19 protein-coding genes are annotated in these 16,656 nt (G+C 65.2%); 13 read left to right on the forward strand and 6 right to left on the reverse strand.

Annotated elements, in window-relative coordinates; all coding sequences use genetic code 11:
• On the forward strand, positions 1-246 hold a 246-nt coding region (locus ACWEV3_RS42885), incomplete at its 5' end, for a hypothetical protein (RefSeq protein WP_452619417.1).
• 715 nt (positions 247-961) lie between these two features.
• Here the strand turns inward: ACWEV3_RS42885 and ACWEV3_RS42890 are convergent.
• Positions 962-2,083 carry a sensor histidine kinase gene (locus ACWEV3_RS42890; RefSeq protein ID WP_452619418.1) on the reverse strand — a complete coding sequence of 374 codons (1,122 nt, stop codon included), beginning with the start codon at positions 2,081-2,083 and terminating at the stop codon, positions 962-964.
• Complete coding sequence (locus tag ACWEV3_RS42895; RefSeq protein ID WP_452619419.1) at positions 2,080-2,736, reverse strand: response regulator transcription factor; 657 nt, start codon at positions 2,734-2,736, stop codon at positions 2,080-2,082. The genes ACWEV3_RS42890 and ACWEV3_RS42895 overlap by 4 nt, the downstream gene beginning before the upstream one ends.
• A gap of 188 nt (positions 2,737-2,924) precedes the next feature.
• Between ACWEV3_RS42895 and ACWEV3_RS42900 the strand changes: the two genes are divergently transcribed.
• Entirely contained in the window at positions 2,925-3,248 is a 324-nt protein-coding gene (locus ACWEV3_RS42900; protein ID WP_452619420.1) for a hypothetical protein, read from the forward strand.
• Positions 3,249-4,578: 1,330 nt separating this feature from the next.
• Here the strand turns inward: ACWEV3_RS42900 and ACWEV3_RS42905 are convergent.
• Positions 4,579-4,965 carry a phage integrase N-terminal SAM-like domain-containing protein gene (locus tag ACWEV3_RS42905; protein ID WP_452619435.1) on the reverse strand — a complete coding sequence of 129 codons (387 nt, stop codon included), beginning with the start codon at positions 4,963-4,965 and terminating at the stop codon, positions 4,579-4,581.
• A 352-nt stretch (positions 4,966-5,317) separates the two neighbouring features.
• Here ACWEV3_RS42905 and ACWEV3_RS42910 point away from each other — a divergent pair, with 352 nt between their 5' ends.
• Positions 5,318-6,214: a hypothetical protein gene (locus ACWEV3_RS42910; RefSeq protein ID WP_452619421.1), complete on the forward strand. Its 897-nt coding sequence runs from the start codon at positions 5,318-5,320 to the stop codon at positions 6,212-6,214.
• Positions 6,215-6,978: 764 nt separating this feature from the next.
• On the opposite strand, the gene ACWEV3_RS42915 is transcribed toward ACWEV3_RS42910, so the two are convergent.
• Together ACWEV3_RS42915 and ACWEV3_RS42920 are read right to left on the reverse strand one after the other, a co-directional pair.
• The gene (locus ACWEV3_RS42915) at positions 6,979-7,209 is read right to left on the reverse strand and encodes a DUF397 domain-containing protein (protein ID WP_452619422.1); all 231 of its coding nucleotides are present in this window, start codon (positions 7,207-7,209) and stop codon (positions 6,979-6,981) included.
• Positions 7,206-8,063 carry a helix-turn-helix domain-containing protein gene (locus ACWEV3_RS42920; RefSeq protein ID WP_452619423.1) on the reverse strand — a complete coding sequence of 286 codons (858 nt, stop codon included), beginning with the start codon at positions 8,061-8,063 and terminating at the stop codon, positions 7,206-7,208. The genes ACWEV3_RS42915 and ACWEV3_RS42920 overlap by 4 nt, the downstream gene beginning before the upstream one ends.
• 201 nt (positions 8,064-8,264) lie before the next feature.
• Between ACWEV3_RS42920 and ACWEV3_RS42925 the strand changes: the two genes are divergently transcribed.
• The 4 genes from ACWEV3_RS42925 to ACWEV3_RS42940 all read left to right on the forward strand — a co-directional run bounded on the left by ACWEV3_RS42925 (position 8,265) and on the right by ACWEV3_RS42940 (position 10,274).
• Positions 8,265-8,507, forward strand: a complete 243-nt coding sequence (locus ACWEV3_RS42925) for a hypothetical protein (RefSeq protein ID WP_452619424.1) — start codon at positions 8,265-8,267, stop codon at positions 8,505-8,507.
• Positions 8,498-8,806 (forward strand): hypothetical protein, encoded by a 309-nt coding sequence (locus tag ACWEV3_RS42930; protein ID WP_452619425.1) that lies wholly within the window; start codon positions 8,498-8,500, stop codon positions 8,804-8,806. The genes ACWEV3_RS42925 and ACWEV3_RS42930 overlap by 10 nt, the downstream gene beginning before the upstream one ends.
• A 144-nt stretch (positions 8,807-8,950) precedes the next feature.
• Positions 8,951-9,307, forward strand: coding sequence for a hypothetical protein (locus tag ACWEV3_RS42935; RefSeq protein WP_452619426.1), 357 nt, complete (start codon positions 8,951-8,953; stop codon positions 9,305-9,307).
• A gap of 508 nt (positions 9,308-9,815) precedes the next feature.
• Complete coding sequence (locus ACWEV3_RS42940; protein WP_452619427.1) at positions 9,816-10,274, forward strand: hypothetical protein; 459 nt, start codon at positions 9,816-9,818, stop codon at positions 10,272-10,274.
• A gap of 153 nt (positions 10,275-10,427) precedes the next feature.
• On the opposite strand, the gene ACWEV3_RS42945 is transcribed toward ACWEV3_RS42940, so the two are convergent.
• Positions 10,428-10,922, reverse strand: a complete 495-nt coding sequence (locus tag ACWEV3_RS42945; RefSeq protein WP_452619428.1) for a WhiB family transcriptional regulator — start codon at positions 10,920-10,922, stop codon at positions 10,428-10,430.
• A gap of 414 nt (positions 10,923-11,336) precedes the next feature.
• Between ACWEV3_RS42945 and ACWEV3_RS42950 the strand changes: the two genes are divergently transcribed.
• The 6 genes from ACWEV3_RS42950 to ACWEV3_RS42975 form a co-directional block, all read left to right on the forward strand.
• The gene (locus ACWEV3_RS42950; protein ID WP_452619429.1) at positions 11,337-11,756 is read left to right on the forward strand and encodes a helix-turn-helix domain-containing protein; all 420 of its coding nucleotides are present in this window, start codon (positions 11,337-11,339) and stop codon (positions 11,754-11,756) included.
• A gap of 197 nt (positions 11,757-11,953) precedes the next feature.
• Positions 11,954-12,400 carry an ImmA/IrrE family metallo-endopeptidase gene (locus ACWEV3_RS42955; RefSeq protein ID WP_452619430.1) on the forward strand — a complete coding sequence of 149 codons (447 nt, stop codon included), beginning with the start codon at positions 11,954-11,956 and terminating at the stop codon, positions 12,398-12,400.
• Positions 12,397-13,974 carry an MAB_1171c family putative transporter gene (locus tag ACWEV3_RS42960; protein ID WP_452619431.1) on the forward strand — a complete coding sequence of 526 codons (1,578 nt, stop codon included), beginning with the start codon at positions 12,397-12,399 and terminating at the stop codon, positions 13,972-13,974. The genes ACWEV3_RS42955 and ACWEV3_RS42960 overlap by 4 nt, the downstream gene beginning before the upstream one ends.
• Before the next feature lie 3 nt (positions 13,975-13,977).
• Complete coding sequence (locus ACWEV3_RS42965; protein WP_452619432.1) at positions 13,978-15,285, forward strand: amidohydrolase family protein; 1,308 nt, start codon at positions 13,978-13,980, stop codon at positions 15,283-15,285.
• Positions 15,286-15,462: 177 nt separating this feature from the next.
• Entirely contained in the window at positions 15,463-16,005 is a 543-nt protein-coding gene (locus ACWEV3_RS42970) for a hypothetical protein (RefSeq protein ID WP_452619433.1), read from the forward strand.
• Positions 16,006-16,085: 80 nt separating this feature from the next.
• Positions 16,086-16,656 (forward strand): hypothetical protein (locus ACWEV3_RS42975; protein WP_452619434.1); only part of this gene is annotated, 571 nt, incomplete at its 3' end.

Genomic DNA, 16,656 nt, shown 5'->3' on the forward strand with positions numbered 1-16,656 from the left:
CACACCGACGCATCACTGCCTGCCGGCAGGGTGACATTTGGCGTGGAAGCCGGCCTGGTTGTCCGGTTCGTCGCCGAGCGGCAGACCGCAAGCTCCCGCGCATGGTGTCTGGAAGGTGCCCGAAGGTGCCGGAGGTGCCTGCGCTATATCTCTGGCATCTTCGGCACCTTCTACGGCACCTTCGGGGATGGCGCCACAACTACGCGCACCAGTGGAAGCTCGCCGGCGGCGACACCGGTGACTTGATGTTGCTGCTGGGCTGGAGCTCGGATGCGACGGCCCGTCACTACGGTGCCAGCGCCGCAGCGGAACGCGCTCAAGAAACCCAACTACGCATGGGGACCGGGGAAAATGTCTAGCAACCAGGGAATGACTCCAGGCCAGCGCAGCCGGCGGGCCCGCGTGGCGGCCCACGCCTCCTGGGCCAACACCGCTGATCGCACAGCACGAACAAGCCACGGCACTTAGGGGTTTCTTGCTCGCTTCGAACGGCAAGTCGACCCACTCGGGCAGCTCGATCCCGGGGAGCGCGAAGTGCGGGCACGCCACGCCCGTCTGGCATACATGCTCACGCTCGCCGAGCGCTCCGCCAAAGCGAGACGCGGAAAGCTCGACGAGCAGAACAACACCAAACACTGGGACAGGCTTCCCGGTTCAACCGAGGCGAGCAGACGTCGCGATGCGCTCCCACCACACCGCGACGTCTGCTGCCCAATGCGGTTTGTTCAGACGTTGCCCCGATGCCCATACGCGCCTGGACCTCCTGGGCTCGCTCAGCGGCGGCACTGGCACCGTAGTGCCGCGGCGTTGTCTGGTGGATGCGATCAACCGGGTGCCGACAAGAAACCACCCTGCCCGTCCCTACGAGTTGTGTAGGTTTTTCGCGGGCGGCCGAGGCGATGGGGTGGCACTCCCCGGGTCCCGCGCGGTCAACGTCGTGCCAGCACCCGCCGGATCTCGGTCAGGCCGACGGCAGGGCGACCTTCACGACTAGTCCGCCCTCCGGGCGCGGCCGGGCGGTGACTGAGCCTCCGTGTGCCTCGGCAATCGCCCGCACGACCGAGAGGCCAAGTCCACTGCCAGGCGGCGGGTCTGCGCGGTCGAAGCACAGCCTGCGGAACGGTTCGAAGAGTTGGTCCGCTAGCGCGTCATCCACGCGTGGGCCGCTGTTGGCGATCTCCACGAAGCTGGTCGTGCCTTCGCTCGCGGTGCACGCGGACACCCAGCCGCCCGGCACGTTGTGCACGATCGCGTTGTCCACGAGGTTGTGCACCAGTTGGGCGAGCAGGACCGAGTCGCCGAACACTTTGGCCGTGGCGAGGTCGCGCAGGGCCTCGACACGTTCGGCGGACTCGCCGAGCCGGTCCCGCAGGGCACCGTCGATCAACCGCCCCAGGTCCACTAGTTCGTTGCGGCGGATGGTGTCCGCGTTCTGCGCCAGCGCGAGCAGCCTGGTAAGCAGGCGCTGCTGGTGATCGAGGCCGGCGAGGAGCGTGTGACCTAGCACGGTCACGTTCGGGATGTCCGGGCGCGCCATTGCCACCTCGATGACTGTCCGCTGCGTCGCGACCGGTGTCTTCAGTTCATGCGCGGCGTTGGCAAGGAACCGCTGCTGGCTCGTGAACGATCGCTCCAGTCGAGACAACATGTGGTCGAACGCGTCGGCAAGTTCCTTGATCTCGTCGGCAGGGCCGTCCAACCTGATCCGCGTGTGCAGCGCTTGCTCGGCGGCGCGTTGCGCGGCCGAGGTGATCGTCCGCACCGGGCGCAGCGCACGGCGGGCAGTGATCCAGCCGAGCACCGCAGCGATCACCATCACCACTACCAGAGCGATGAGGCCGCTGGTGATCATCGACGAGTATGTGATCGTGCCCAGGTCGGTCGGCGGCCGGATCAGCTCCGGGAGCGGAGGCGCGGTGACGGCGGAGTCGCCGTCAGGGTAGCTGGGTTTTACGGACGCTGTGCCCGCCGGGAGCGCTCGGTCCGACAACAGCACGATCAGCCCGAGCATGACCGTGCCTGTCACCGCAGTCAGCGCTAGGTACGCGAACGTCAACCGTGCCCGCAACGGCCAGCGCTTCATGGGATCCGATACCCCACACCAGAAACGGTCTCGATCACCGCGGGTTCACCCAGTTTTCGGCGCAACGACGTCATTGTCACCCGCACGACGTTGGTGAACGGGTTAATGTTCTCGTCCCACGCTGTTTCCAGTAGTTCTTCCGCCGAGACGACCGCGCCGTTCGCACGGAGCAATTCTTCGAGCACGGCGTATTCTTTCTTGGTCAGCAAAACCGGAAAATCGGCGCGCAGCACCCGGTGCCGCGCAGAGTCGAGCACAATGCCCGCGCGCCGCAGCACTGGCGGCACAGCGGGTCTACTCCGCCTTCCGAGCGTGCGGACTCTGGCGACCAGCTCAGTGAAGACGAATGGCTTGGGAAGATAGTCATCGGCGCCCATCTCCAACCCGAAGATCCGGTCGGTGACCTCCGAGGCGGCCGTGAGTAGCAGGATTCGCGTTCCGGGGTGTTCCTCCACGATCACACGGCACACGTCGTCGCCATGCACCAGTGGCAGGCCGCGGTCGAGCACCACGACGTCGTAGCGGTTGACGCGGCAGCGGTCGAGCGCAGCGGCTCCATCGTAGACAATGTCCACGGCTAGACCGATGTCGCGCAGTCCCTCGCCGACCGTGTCGGCCATCACTTTCTGATCTTCCGCCACCAGCACGCGCATAAGTAATCGGTACCACGGGCTAAACGAGAGCGGCAAGCGCGAGGCACACACGGGCAATTCGATCCGCCCGAACTCACATAAGAAAAAAATAAGTCGTCGCTTAGCGCCCGTCTTCCATCGCGTCCAGCACAGTGGTTGTTGTTCCTGGCGACCGCCCGGAACACCCAAGACACAGCGGAGATCCTCAAATGAAGAACATTCGACTCAACCGGTCACTCATTTTCGCGGGCCTCGCCGCCGTAGGCGTGCTCGCCGGCTCGTCGACCGCGCTTGCCGATGTGCCCGCGCCCGCCGTTCCGACCGTTCAGTGCCCGCTGCCCGGAACCGCGCCCGACCACGGCGTTCCGGCACCCAGCACCCCGGCACAGTCCACGCTGCCCATCAACGGCGACAGCCCGAGCGGAGCGCCCGGCGTCCTGCCGACCCCCGACGTCCCGAGCGGAGCGCCGGGCGTGCACCTCTGCGTCCCGAGCGGAGCGCCCGGCGTCCCGGCCTGGCCGGGCGACGCCTAAACGAGGCCTTCGCACGACATACGTGGGGTGACGCTCGTGCTCTCGCCACCGCCACTCCACGTGCTCGATGTGTTCAAAGGGCGCCTAGCCCTCAGCGGGATCGGCGCCGAAATCGCGCCCGACATGGTCGGCGGTTACCCCATGCCTCGACGAGGTCGAGGCATGGGGTACTTCCTGTCGCGACTGCCGGCGTACAAGGGAAAGACGTTCGCCGACTTGCGGGACCACGCACTCATTCGAATCTACTACGGTAGAGGCGCGCGTTTGTAGGAGGTCGCCAACCTGAAGACCGATGACATTGACATGGCCACCGGCTCGGTCGTTTATCTGGGTAAAGACGGGAAGAGCCGGCGCGTCCGATTTGGGCCGAATACTGCCCGCACTGTGAGTCGATATCTGCGTGCCTGGGCGAAACACCGCGGAGCGGAGTTGCCGAACCTGTGGCTAGGCTGAACGCGGCGGCCGAGTGCTTCAGGCGAACGGGATACAGATCATGCTCAAAAGGAGAGGCAAACGTGCTGGGGTGGTCGGCGTTCACGCCCACCGATGACGCCACAACTACGCCCACCAGTGGAAGCTCGCCGGTGGCGACCCCGGCGATCTAATGCTGCTTCTTAGGCTGGAGCTCGGACGCGATGGCCCGCCACTACGGCGCCAGCGCTGCGGCCGAACCCGCCCAAGAAATCCAGTTGCGCATGGGAATTAGGAAAATATCTAGCAAGCTGGGGATGACCCAGCTCAGCGCAGTCTGCGTGCCCGAGTGGCGGCGCCCACGCCTCCCGGGCTAACACCGCTGATCGGGCGGCACGAACAAGCCATGGCGCTAGGGCCTTCCTTGCTCGTTTCGAGCAGCGGTCGACCCTCATGGGCAACTTGATCCTGAGCAACGGGAAGTGCGGGCGCGGCATGCCCGTGTGACCTACATGCTCACGCTCGCCACGGCCTCCGCCGAGGCAAGGCGCAGGAAACGCGGCGAGCAGAACAACGCAGGCAGCTGAACCGTGCTTCACAGAGACCTTCGAAAGATCCGGGCCGGGCGGACGGCGGCGAGGTGTGCCCCTACCCCACCGCGCCGTCCGCCTTCCATTATCTATGCAGGTACTCAGACATTGTCGCCAATGCCCATGCGCATCTGGCTTTCCTGGGCTCGCTCGGCAGCAGCACTGGCACCGTAATGCCGCGGCATCGCATCCGAACTCCAGCCCAGCAACAACATCAAATCACCAGTGTCACCACCAGCCAGCTTCCACTGGTGGGCATAAGCGTGACGCCTTGGCTCCCTTACCGTGGAACACGACGGACTCCGTCTTGAGATCGACATCATCCAGCATCAGGTTCGCAATCTCCGACAACCTGGCTCCGGTGTGCAGAACAGCCGGATGATCGCTTCATCGCGCAAGCTCAGGAAGTCCTTGCCTTTACACGACTCAAGCAGGCGTGTCGTCACTTCGTCCTCGACTACCGGGACCAGCTTGGTGGGGGCTTTGGGCAACCGGACACGTTCCCGTGGGGAACGGTCGATTTTCTCCTCGTCGAGCATCAACCACTTGAAGAACTGCTGCAGGGCCTTGTGCTTGTTCACCGCCGTGGCAACCGAGCGCGTCTCGATCATCCAGGACTGAAACGCCTCGATATGGGCCTTGGTGACCTCGGCGGGATCCTCAGCCGCCGCGCTCGCTTCGGGGTCGGGCGAGTGCTCGGCGAGATAGCGCGCCAGCTACGCTGAGGCCAGGACGTAGTTGTAGCGGGTGGTCTCCGGGTAGTTGCCGGACCGCTACCTGCGGTCCCAGTCCCGCAGGTAGCCGGTCCAGGTCATCGAGAGGCCGTCAGCGAGCCGTTCAAGATCCATCAGCGGCATGTCCAAGCTCCGAAGTCAAGGGGTCGATAAGCGGGCGTGCTTGACTCCAAAGAACAAACCATGATCACAAAAAGAGGGTCTTCACAGGGTCTGATCTGCGAAGCCCCTCTTCACCGTCGGGCTGACAGGATTTGAACCTGCGACCCCTTGACCCCAGCATCTTGGCTGGACGGAAGTCGAACATGTCCGGGCGACTACGCGGGCTGTTGCGATGTCCGAGAACCTCTTCGGCGGCGGGCTGTCGTGCGAGGCGGCGACAGCCCAGCTGCGCTGGGCCGGCCAACTTCTCGACGTCCAGTCCGCTTCCGAGGTGCACCAAGCATTGGCCGAAGCTGTCGGCAATCTCGCCAGCGTCGTCGCGTACTCCGCGTTCGACATCGCCAACTACAGAGCCGCCGACCGCTTTTTCGAGTTCGCACTCTGGTGCGCCGACGAAAGCGGGTCCTGGCAGCTCCGTGCCAACACCCTCGCAGAGATGGCACGAAAGGCCGCGTACCTGGGCGACTTCGACGACGCACTCGAAATGATCGAATTCGCACAGGTACGCGCTGATCGGGTCACTGCGACCGCTCGTGCGATGCTCTGGACGCTTCGAGCCCGGCTACTCGCACTCACCGGCAGACATACTGAAGCCCTGGCCAACATCGAGCTCGCCGACGACCACTTCGTCAGCCGAGCTCCTGCCGAAGACCCGCCTTGGTTGTGCTACTACGACGCCGCCGAGCACCAGGGCAGCACCGGCAAGGCACTGATCCCCATCGCCCAAGCCCGCAACACCCCAGAACTCGTCATTCCGCGGCTCGACGCCGCGATCCGCCGGCAAACGAAGAATTATCCGCGATCGCGCACGTTCTCCCGGATCCGGCTGGCCTCGCTCATGATGAGCACCGGGCATCCGGAAGACGCGGTGCCCGTCGGCCGCCAAGCCGTTCTCGACGCCGCCCCCTTGCGATCAAAACGGCTGTTCAAAGAGCTCCACGGACTAGCCCACGCCGCAACGCCGCATGCCCGCATCAGCGACGTCGCCGATCTCCGCCACGACATCACCGTATCGCCGCAGCAGCCCTTCTCCCCCGTGAAGACCGTGAATGGCTCGCGAGCCACCTGAACCACTTACGCAGCCGGTACTTTCAGACCGGGCTCGGCGCCGGCGACACTGTCATCCACGGCGACGCCTGGCAAGGCAACGTCGCGGTCCCAAACACAGGGCCGTCGATCCTGCTCGACCTCGAAAACGTCTCCCACGGCCACCCGGACTGGGACCTCACACCCATCGCGGTCGACTACATCGACTTCGCGCGCCTCACCACGACCGACTACCACGACTTCGTCACCGCCTATGGCGGCCACGACGTCACCGCCACCCCCACGTTCCGCACACTCGCCGACATCCAAGAACTCCGCTGGGCCTGCTTCGTACTCAGCAAAGCCGCCACGAGCACACACGCAGCGCACGAAGCGCACCACCGAATCGACTGCCTCCGCGGCAACACGCCCCGGCCATGGAGCTGGACAGCCTTCTGATCAAGCACCCGTTCCGAACTGATCAGCGGGCCAGTCGACAAGACAGCAGCTCGGACGCAGGACCGATGAGTTGCTCCTACTCAGAGCGCGCCTTCGAGATGGGCGCGCTACCGTCGCCTGTCGAACGTCTCGCCCTTCACACCTATCAGGAAAGCGCGGAAAAGACGCTCGGGAGCGCGAGGAGAAGCTGGTCGTACCGGGCTTGGAGTCACGGCCTGACGATCCTGGCTACGCAACGAGCTCGACAAAGTTGCCCTGGTCAGCGCTACTTCAGGACGGCTTGGTGAACTCGATCTGGGGCCAAGGGCATCTGTGCAGGCCGGCCCTTACGATCCCAAGTGGGTTGGCTCAGTGCTGCGGGAAGCCGTCGCTCTTGATCGATCGAAGGAACCCGTGCCACCGGGTCGGCGCGAAGACGAGTGCCGGCCCCTGGGGATCTTTGCTGTCGCGTGCTGCCACGCGGCCACCGATGAAAGCTACCTCGATGCATTGACCGTTCGGCGTGCTGCGTGAGCTCTTGCGCCACGCCGCGTTGGCTAAGCCTGCCGAGGCCTGGGCGTGTCCGCTTCGCTGCGTCAAGTCAGCTCCTTCGCGGCCTTTTTGATCAGAGATTGGGTCCGTTCAGGGTCGGCCGCTCTTGCGCGTAGGTGATCGAACAGTTCTCGATACCAGGCTACGTCGGCCGCTTCGTCAAGAAACAGGCCGCCGCGTGCGTCGAGGTATGCCACGTCGAGATCGGTTGATTCCGGAAAGCTCAGGACAGCAAAGCTGCCAGCGATTGCCGGATGGCCGCCGATGTCGAACGGGAGCACCTGAAGCACGACGTTGGGCCAGGCAGACGCCTCGAGGAGGTGCTCCAGCTGTTCCTCCATGACGGCTCGCCCACCCCAGGCGCGGCGAAGGACCGCCTCGTCAACGATCGCCCACAGTTTGAGAGGGTGCTCGTGCCGGAGGCGTTCTTGCCGCATCATGCGAACCCTGACCTGGCGCTCGACGTCTTCCTCTTTGGCGCCGGGCATGATCTCGGCGAGTGCCCGCGTGTAGGCCTCGGTTTGCAGCAATCCAGGTACGAGCTGGGGTTCGAAGTTCGCCAGTCCTGCCGCTTCGGCCTCCAGACCGACGTAGCCGTGGAACCACTCGGGCAGCAGGTCGGCGTAGGAGTTCCACCAGCCGCGTCCACGTGAGCCGCGGGCGAGCTCGAGCAGAGCTTCGGCATCATCACCGGTGACCCCGTAGAGCTCAAGCAGCGCACGCACGTCGCCGATTCGCGGCTTCTGGACCTTGCCTCGCTCGAGCCGGGACACCTTGGGCTGCGACAAGTCGTCAAGGCGGCTGGCTGCCTCTTCCATGCTGAGGCCAACTTGCTCGCGCAACCGCCGTAGCTCGATGCCAAGCCGACGACGGCTGATCATCGAACCGCTCGCTTCCGTCATCCGCAGCCCCTTCCCGATCTTGAGCGGCCTCAGTCTGCCGGAGACGGCGTCACCTACGGCAGATGCCTCATCAGGTTAACCCAATCAGGGATCTAGTCAAAATGAATCATTCAGTTTTATGGTTGCATTGCGAATGGTTCAAACATAGACGGCGCGCCGCCTCCCCGTTCAGGCGACTCGATGTCCACAAAGGAGCTCAAGATGGATGCGAACGCATGCAAGGAAGTCCGATGCACGGACGCTATGGGCCGCAGTCAGGTCTTGCGTATCTTGCCGCTCACCCATGGCCGTGTGGGTGTGCAGCCGCCGCCTGGTGAGTGGTTCGAGGTGAACGCCGAGCAGCTTCGCGATTTGCTCGCTGCGGCGCGGGAGGCGATCTGGGAGTCACACGTGAACTACGCCCCCACGCCTCGAACGACCGTGGTGGGTGGCACGTGTTTCTGAAAGAGCTCTACGCATCGGTGCGGCAACGTCTGGACGACGTGGCGCGAGTCGTCAGCGATGGCGATGACCGGGCGGTGACCGCGGTTGCTCGTTCGGAGGTGCCACACCTCATCGACGCCGTGCGAACGCTGATGGCCGAACACGAGCCGAACGAGATCGGCGAGTGCCCGGCATGCTCTCGAACCTTGTGGCGCTGGCAGAAACCATGGCGGCGACCGAAATCGCCCTGCAAGCCCTACCTCTCGGCACGACGAGCCCTGTTCGACGAGACCGACGCGCCTCGCCACGCCCTGCGCTGAACCCCACAATCTGGCTCAGCTCCGAGCACTCCCCCGGCCCGGGAGCCGAGCCACCGGCTGGCGACACGTCGCCGGGCTGTACCCCCGAACAGCCATAACCTCGATGACGTGTCGCCGGCCGGGCCCTTCCGCAAGGAGCACGCAGTGATTTCCGTCCACCTCTCCCAGCAATTCCTGGAACAACTGACGGCGGACGTGCTGTTCGACTGGTGGCCGGACATCACCGGAACCACCGTGCACATCCCCGGCGCCGACGACGGGTACGCGCGGATGACCGAAGTACAGCCCGGCGAGTGGATACCCGTGGCGAGGTGCCGGGCCTGGATCCAGCCACCGTGCGCGATGAAGCCGCCCAGAAGCCCGCTACCCCGGTGCGAGCAGTGCGTCGGCTACCTCACGATCACGGGCCTACCGGATCCCGCCGCGCTCGCCCTCCGCACCGACCTACGACGCCCGCCTGCCGGTGTGCGCCCGGTGTTGTCGCCTGCTCCCGGCCTCTGATGGCGGGCCCTGTCGAAACTCAGGGCCGAGCGCGGTGAACTTCCGACGCTTGTGGCCCACCAGGTTTCCAACAGAGGAGTGAGGTCGATGTGGTGCCGAAGCCGCCGGCTTTCAGTGCTGGCAGTCCTCTCCCGCCTTGGGCGTCCGCACGACCGCTACACCTGGACGATCTCCTGCCACGACGCACGGGAAAGAAGGGCTCGGCTGCACGTGGGGTTGACACCGGCCGGGGTGACGCTGACGGCAACCGGGCCCGGGCCGATCACATTGACGCCGATGGAAGCCGGGCGGCTGCGGGCCGCCGTACGCGAAGCCATCTCGACGCACGCTCCCCTGGCCACACCTGGAACCCGAACCCGCCATCGCCGGACCGGAACACCGCTATTCGGGGCGTTCTTCGAGTTCAGCATGGACCACCAATCCGTACCCACGAAGCCCGCGAACTGGCCATCGTCAAGCGAGGAACAGGACGACCACCATGCCACCCCAGTGCAGAAGGAACGTCGGTATGTCGCCGAGGGAAGCCGCCGACGCCCAGCGGCTTGATCTGGTCGCCGCCGCGGACTGGTACCGGCTGAAGCTGGGCTGGCCGGTGACCTTCGATGCAGCCCACCGCCGCTTGACCCTGCGCACCGGCGAAGCAGTCGACGCCGTGACCCTGCCGGACTGGCTGGCCACCCCGGTCGTCCAAGACCTCGAACGCAACCTGCAAGCAGGTCCGGTGTGCATCGACATCACCAAAACCTGGTGGACCGTCCTCACTGGGCCCTGCCCACGTGCGCACGCCGACATCTCCCCGAAGTTGCGCAGCCGGCGAGTCCACGCCGTCCCGCGCGGCGGACAGGTCATTGTTCCTCACCCACTAGACAACCACCACTGGCGTCGTGCGCCAGAACCGGGGAACCCGCTCCCGTCATGGGCGACCGTGATTGCCGCAGTGAACAGAGCCGTTCACCACCCCCACTAACGGCTGCGGACAAATAGCAGAACGTCGAGCGTGCGCGCGTCACTCACCCGCAGCACACGCTCCGCGAGGGTCGAGCCGCCCCAACGCCACCCCTCCACCGTTGGGGCGACTCCCCACCTCGCCGGGGACGCGATGCGGGAACGCAAATGCTATTTAAGCGGTACATGTATTCGGAGGGCGGCATACATCCGCGTCAAGCATGCGCCGAGTACGTCTGTCGAGCTCGGCAGGAAGAGGCAGGTCGACCATCACTCGGGGGCCCGCCGCGTCAAGCTCCTCGAGCAGACTGCGCGCCAACCGGATCGCGTCGGGCCGGCGTTCAAGGCACTGCGTTGCGTGCCGTATGGCATGGCGCCTGTCACGCGCGCATACACCGCCCCAGATGCCCCAGCTCTCGCCCTCATCGAGCTCGTAGGAGAGCGCGACAACGAGGCAGTCGACTCGAACTGGGCAGCCTGCGCATGCCCACCGTGCTTGGTGCCGTTGATGACTCAGGGAATCGGCGCCGCGAGCAGGCTCTGGAAACCAATCGTCGCGGGCGGCGTTGATGCAACGTCCGTGGCAGTTTACTCGTCTTTCTAGATCGCGAAGCACAGCGAACCCCCCGATGTTCACAGCCGCTTTCAGCCGTTGCGTTTCGCGACGCACCGCGGCATACGTGACTAGCGCACGCAACGTGGAAGACGCTGAGGAGTGGTCTCGTGCGCTGGACCGGCCAGGATTACCGACCTTGGACGAAGCGGCAGCTGTTATGAAACGGCCTCTGCTAGGAACTTGAGGCCCATTGTCGACGTCGACTCCTTCTCATCCGTGGCCTGGAGGCCCTCTGCACTGGTTAGCTGGCCCGGCCAACACACTGCGATGATCAGCGCATGGCGTGCACGGGCGTAGGGCTGTCGCCGTACAGGGCGGACGCCCCGCGCCGTGTCCTGTCCGCTATAGAGGACTTAGATCTCTGAACGTAAGCAGCTGAGGTCCTACTGTCAACTTGACTGAACTGGGGCCTTGCGCGAGTCCGCTATAAGGGACACCCTGGAGAGGTAGTGGAAGGAGGTGTCGTCGATGGAGGCCGAACGGGGCGAGGGCCAGGACACGTTCGCGGAGAAGCTCGATCTTCTGTTTGACAGCGTCAGGCGTGAGGACGGTGAGCGTTACACGGTCCGGGAGGTCGCTAAGGCCTGTGGCATGTCCAAGACGCATCTCTACAACCTCCGCAGCGGTGACCGGGAACCCAGTCATGCCACGGTGAAGACGTTGGCGGAGTTTTTCGATGTGCCGTTGGACTTCTTCGCCGATAGCGAGCGTGGGCGCGAGTTGAAGTCGCAGTACGCGTTGCTTGCGAAGTTCGGCGAGGGAAAGCTTCGCGCGCTGGCTCGTGGCGCGGAGCAGCTGTCGGCGGAGTCGATGAACAACGTGCTGGCTTTCATCGAGTTCGAGGCCAGCCGCCAGAAGGAAACACCTCACGAACACTCGTCTGAGTGACGCTGCGTCCTTGTTGCTGTCGGTTGATGACCATGCAGCGACACTGGATCTCCGCACTCGGCACGGGTGCCGCGACGTTGGTTGGGGGTGAGCTTGTTGTGGGAAGGTGGGGGGAGTCTCGCCAGTACAGGTCGGCGGAACGGGCGCTACGGCGGCGTCTCCGTCAGGATCTCGCTGGGCTCGGTATCGATGAGCCGGTGGACATGGGTGAGGTCTGCAGGCGGCTGAGCGTCCAGCGCGGCAAGCCGATTCGGCTGGTGGCGTATCCGTTTGCGGTTCCCGGCCCTTTTGGCTGGTGGGGCAGCACGCCGGACGTCGACTACATCTTGTATCAGGCCGAGACAACTCCCGCGCATCAGCAGCACATCATCGCGCACGAACTGGGACATCTCCTCGCTGACCATCAGCCGGATCCGGACGAGGATCCGTTGTGGGCAACGATGATGCCGGACATCTCGCCGGAAGTGATCCGGCGCGCGCTTCGCCGCACGTCCTACGACACCCTGCAGGAACAGGAAGCGGAGATTGCGGCCACGATGCTGTTGGAGGCCGCCGCAGTCGTCGAATGTGTACAGCTTCCCGCTCTTTCCCCGCGTGCCGGCCGAGCCCAGCGCGCTCTCGGTGACCGGCTGGTCTGGCTGTGATCCTGGAAGGGCTCGTCGCGGCGGCACTGAGCCTCGCGTTGCTGTGGTGCTTGCACCGGCTCTGGCGCACGCCGCGGGATCGTGCGCTGTGGATGGTGTCCGCCTGCCTGGCCTTCATGGCGCTCAGCTACCCGCTAGGCTGGCTCGCCATTGCGGCCGCAGAGGGTTCTGTTGTCCAGCACGGTATCCCGAAGCTGCTGCACAACGCAGTGATCATGTCCGGGTACTTCTTCCTGATGCTGTTCTTCCTGTTCTCCGCAGCCCCAGCAGGTAAGAACGTCGGGCGTCGGGCATGGCGAGAGGTCATCCCGCTGGCTGTTGTCGTGATCGCTCAGATCGTGTCGATGGCCGCGACTCCTGAGCAGCTGCGTGATCACAGGTTCTCCTCGACCGACCTGCACCTTCCCGGGATCGCCGGTTTCTACTTCGTTGGCGCGGCCTATCTCGTCTATGCGCTCGTGCAGGCCGCGCGGTTCGCATTGCGGTATGCGGCCGAGTCGGGTCGACGGGTGCGCGCCGGTTTGCGGATCGCCGCCGCCGGGCTCGGAATCCGCGCTGTGAGTGGCTCGTTGCGGGTGCTGCTCATCGTCGTGAGCTGGTTCGGCGGAAGTGTTCCCGATGCAGTACGGGACGTGACCGGCACGCTGGCAGCTATCGGTGGTGGTGTGTTCGTCCTGGGCGTGCTCTGCCCGGCAGTGTTGCTACGGACGGCCACCGTACGGGTGTGGTGGCGACACCGGCGTGCCTACCGGCAGCTGCGGCCGTTGTGGGAGGCACTCAACGCGGTATATCCGAAAGATGCTCTTGATCGCCGACCGCGCAGCCTGTGGCGGGAGCGTGTGTCTCCCCGCCGGGTCCGGCGGCACTACTGGCGTCGCGTGATCGAGATCCGCGACGGGCTGGTCCAGCTCAGTCCGCACCTCGCGGACTTCGGATATGACTCGGCCCGCCCTACAGATCAGCAGGTCACCGCCGTCCGGCACGCGTTGCGGCATCGTCACGACGGCTTGCCCGCTACCACGACCTCTGCGGTCCTCGTGGCTGCGCCGGCACACGTCGGCAACGTCGAAACCGACGTCGCCGAACTACTGACCTTGAACCGGCACTTCGTCCCGGACGGTTCTGCGGCGGGCCGCGGTCCAGACACAGGGCTACGGCAACGCAACGCGCTCATGATCGGCAGAATCCGGGCACAGAGACCCGCCGCCTACGCGGAACGCCGCTATGTCCTGCGCGTTCTCGCGGTCCGGGGACGTAACACTGGTGAGACCCGGACAGTTCCGATCGCGGTCACCCAGCTCGACGGCCGACGGTATGTGTGTTCCCCGCATCGCCGGCGCGATTGGGTCCACAACCTGCTGGCCGCCGGCCAGGTCGAAGTCGAGCGCGACGAGCATCCTGTGTATCGCGCGGTTCTCGTCGAGGGCCATGAAGCGGCCCGGGTCATCCACACCTACATCAACGCGCTCGGGACCAGCACGGCATGGCCATTCCCGCCCGGCGCCGCTGTCAGTGAGATTCGCGCCCATACCGGCACGACCGCGGTCTTCCGCCTCGAATCCCACCGAGGGTGATCAGTGCGCCCCACGCTCAGCAGTCTTGCTCGGCCGAGCGAGCTCGCAGCTCAAAGGGCTCCGACTGCCTGGCTTGTCAAGGAAACGAAACTGTTCGCACAGCGCGGAGAGGATGATGACGTGCAGCAGCTGATCAGCGCCAAGCAGATGCTCATCGGGCCAGCCCAACAGCGAATCCAGGACGGCGCGGTCCTGGTCCAAGACGACACCATTCTGGCGGTGGGGCCCCGACACCACGTCGAGCAGCGAGCCGACAAGCAAGCACGGCGCCGGGACTTTCCGAACTCCACCGTGCTGCCCGGACTGATCAACAGCCACGTCCACCTCTGCTTCGACACCAGTCCCCAGTTTCTCGACACGGTGCAGCAGACCAAGGACGCGGACCTTCTTCTCGGCATGGCCGGACGAGCACAACAAGCGCTGGCACATGGCATCACCACCGTCCGGGACCTCGGTGACCGCGGTGGCCTGTCCATCCGCCTCCGCGATGCCATCACACGCAACGATCTGCCAGGTCCTCGCATCCTCGCAGCAGCAGCGCCGCTGACAATCCCCGATGGGCACTGCCACTTCCTCGGAGGGACGGTCGCCGGCGAAGCCGAGATCCGCCAGCTGGTACAGCACAACGCCGCACTGGGCGCGGACGTCATCAAGGTCATGGCCTCCGGTGGCCAGATCACCCCGAGCTCACCGCCGATGTGGGCATCGCAATTCACCGCGGAGGAGCTGGCGATCATCGTGGAAGAAGCTTCCCAGCTCGGACTGCCGGTCGCCGCCCACGCGCACGGTACCGAAGCGATCGCCGCGTCGGTCGCCGCCGGGGTCTCCACCGTTGAGCACTGCTCCTGGCAGAGTGCCAACGGGCCGGACCGCCGTGACAACGTCGCGAAGCAGATGGCCGACAAGGGCATCTACGCCTGTACCGCATTGAGCGGGAACTGGCGCTCGATCATGGAACGGCTGGGCCCAGAAGGTACGGAGGCGATGTACGGGCGGCTGGTCTGGCTCGCCGAACTCGGCGTTCCGCTGATCATCGGCACCGACGCCGGCCTGCCCGGGTCCTGGTTCGACGACTTCGTGGGAACCATGGAACTCTTCGAATACCTCGGATTCTCCAACGAGCGGACCATCGACATGGCAACAACCATCAGCGCCACAGCACTCGGCATCGCCGACCGCGTCGGACAGCTGCAGGCCGGGTACTCCGCCGACCTGATCGTGGTCGACGGCGATCCCCTCACCTCCCTCGCGCACCTCCGACACCCGCAACTCGTGCTCGCCCGAGGGCGCGAGTTCCACTCCCCGAACTAACCGAGCGCCGCAGCACAGGTCGCGCCCGCGAGCATGGCTGGTGACGCAGCGCCTGCCGTGTCTGTGACCGCGGGTGAATCCCGCGCTGCCTGATATCCGTGGGTGGGCGGGACCGTCGGTATCCTTTACAGGTGTTTCGGCATCGCAGGGTGTCTCGATGGGCGGAGTGGCGGCGGCATGGCTGATTGTTCGATGGGCGAGCTCATTCGGTTCTTGGAAGTGATGGCTGAGTTCGGCCGAAGGGGGACTCAACAGAATATCGAGCATTTCCGGTACCCCACCTTCACCGAGCTGCTGCTCACCGAGGGTCGCCTGTGGCACACGACCGTCGAACCCGAGCAGTTCGGTGTCGCCCGCGGGCCAGAACGGGAGTGCTACGCCAACGCCACCCACGCCGCCGAAAGCAATCACGACCTCGTCTATGTCGAGGGCTTTGGTCTGCCGACGGTGATGCCGCTGGGAACCGAGCACGCCTGGTGCGTCCCATTCGACGACGATGGCGTTATCGACATGACATGGCCCGCCAACGACGGGCGCGCCTATATCGGCCTGCCCTTCACCGATGAGTTTCGCCGCAAGATCCAGCACGAGACCGACCGCCTCCCCATCCTCTTACCACATACCGAGGCTGGACGGGCACTGCTTCAAGATGGGCCGCCAGCCGATGCGATCGTCGACATCGGCCAGCCCATCGCTGAGGTCTACGACGCTCGCCGCTGACCCCCACCTGTTCCGGAAGGTGCCGGTATGCTTGTTCGGGCGATCACGCGAGAGCCAGCGGAACGGGCGCGGAGTTGAGTATGGAGCCGGAGTTCCCTTGCCCTACCTGCGGGAATACGCTGGTTTGGGACGAGATCGACCCTGACCTTGGCTTGGCGTGCGTGAATCCGCAGTGCGCGGCGCTGGGGCTTACTCTGCCCGTCTCCCTGGTTCACGCCCATCAGGTGCGACGTGGTCGTGATGTTCCGGCGCCCGGTGCGGGCTGGCCACGCCCACGCCTGCCCGGGCATGGCGTCGACGGCGACATCGAGCCGTTGCCTCATCCCTACGTGGCACCGGTCAGCCATGGGCGGGTCTGGCACCGGCTCGTCGACAGCGATCGCGTCCGGGAAATCCAGGAAGCATGGGCCTGCCAGGTGTGCGGGCTGGCGTTGGACGAGGCCGCGTGGGTGTTCTGTAGCGAATCCGGCGAGGTGCTCACCGACGCCGCACTACATCGTCGGTGCGTCGTCTTGGCCCGCATCATGTGCCCGCACTTGGCTGCCACTTGTTACCGAGAGCTCGAGGTGCGACGCGGCGACCTTCTCGTCGACGACCACCATCCCCGCTCACGTGCGGTATGGACGGTCAAGGCAGAACTGAGGACAAAGT

Source organism: Saccharopolyspora sp. NPDC003752 (genome assembly GCF_053605825.1).

Excerpts from the sequence above, each read along its gene's own strand:
- ACWEV3_RS42890 (WP_452619418.1), bottom strand. The coding sequence starts at position 2,083 with ATGAAGCGCTGGCCGTTGCGGGCACGGTTGACGTTCGCGTACCTAGCG.
- ACWEV3_RS42895 (WP_452619419.1), bottom strand. The coding sequence starts at position 2,736 with ATGCGCGTGCTGGTGGCGGAAGATCAGAAAGTGATGGCCGACACGGTC.
- ACWEV3_RS42910 (WP_452619421.1), top strand. The coding sequence starts at position 5,318 with ATGTCCGAGAACCTCTTCGGCGGCGGGCTGTCGTGCGAGGCGGCGACA.
- ACWEV3_RS42900 (WP_452619420.1), top strand. The coding sequence starts at position 2,925 with ATGAAGAACATTCGACTCAACCGGTCACTCATTTTCGCGGGCCTCGCC.
- ACWEV3_RS42920 (WP_452619423.1), bottom strand. The coding sequence starts at position 8,063 with ATGACGGAAGCGAGCGGTTCGATGATCAGCCGTCGTCGGCTTGGCATC.
- ACWEV3_RS42970 (WP_452619433.1), top strand. The coding sequence starts at position 15,463 with ATGGCTGATTGTTCGATGGGCGAGCTCATTCGGTTCTTGGAAGTGATG.
- ACWEV3_RS42925 (WP_452619424.1), top strand. The coding sequence starts at position 8,265 with ATGGATGCGAACGCATGCAAGGAAGTCCGATGCACGGACGCTATGGGC.
- ACWEV3_RS42950 (WP_452619429.1), top strand. The coding sequence starts at position 11,337 with ATGGAGGCCGAACGGGGCGAGGGCCAGGACACGTTCGCGGAGAAGCTC.
- ACWEV3_RS42940 (WP_452619427.1), top strand. The coding sequence starts at position 9,816 with ATGTCGCCGAGGGAAGCCGCCGACGCCCAGCGGCTTGATCTGGTCGCC.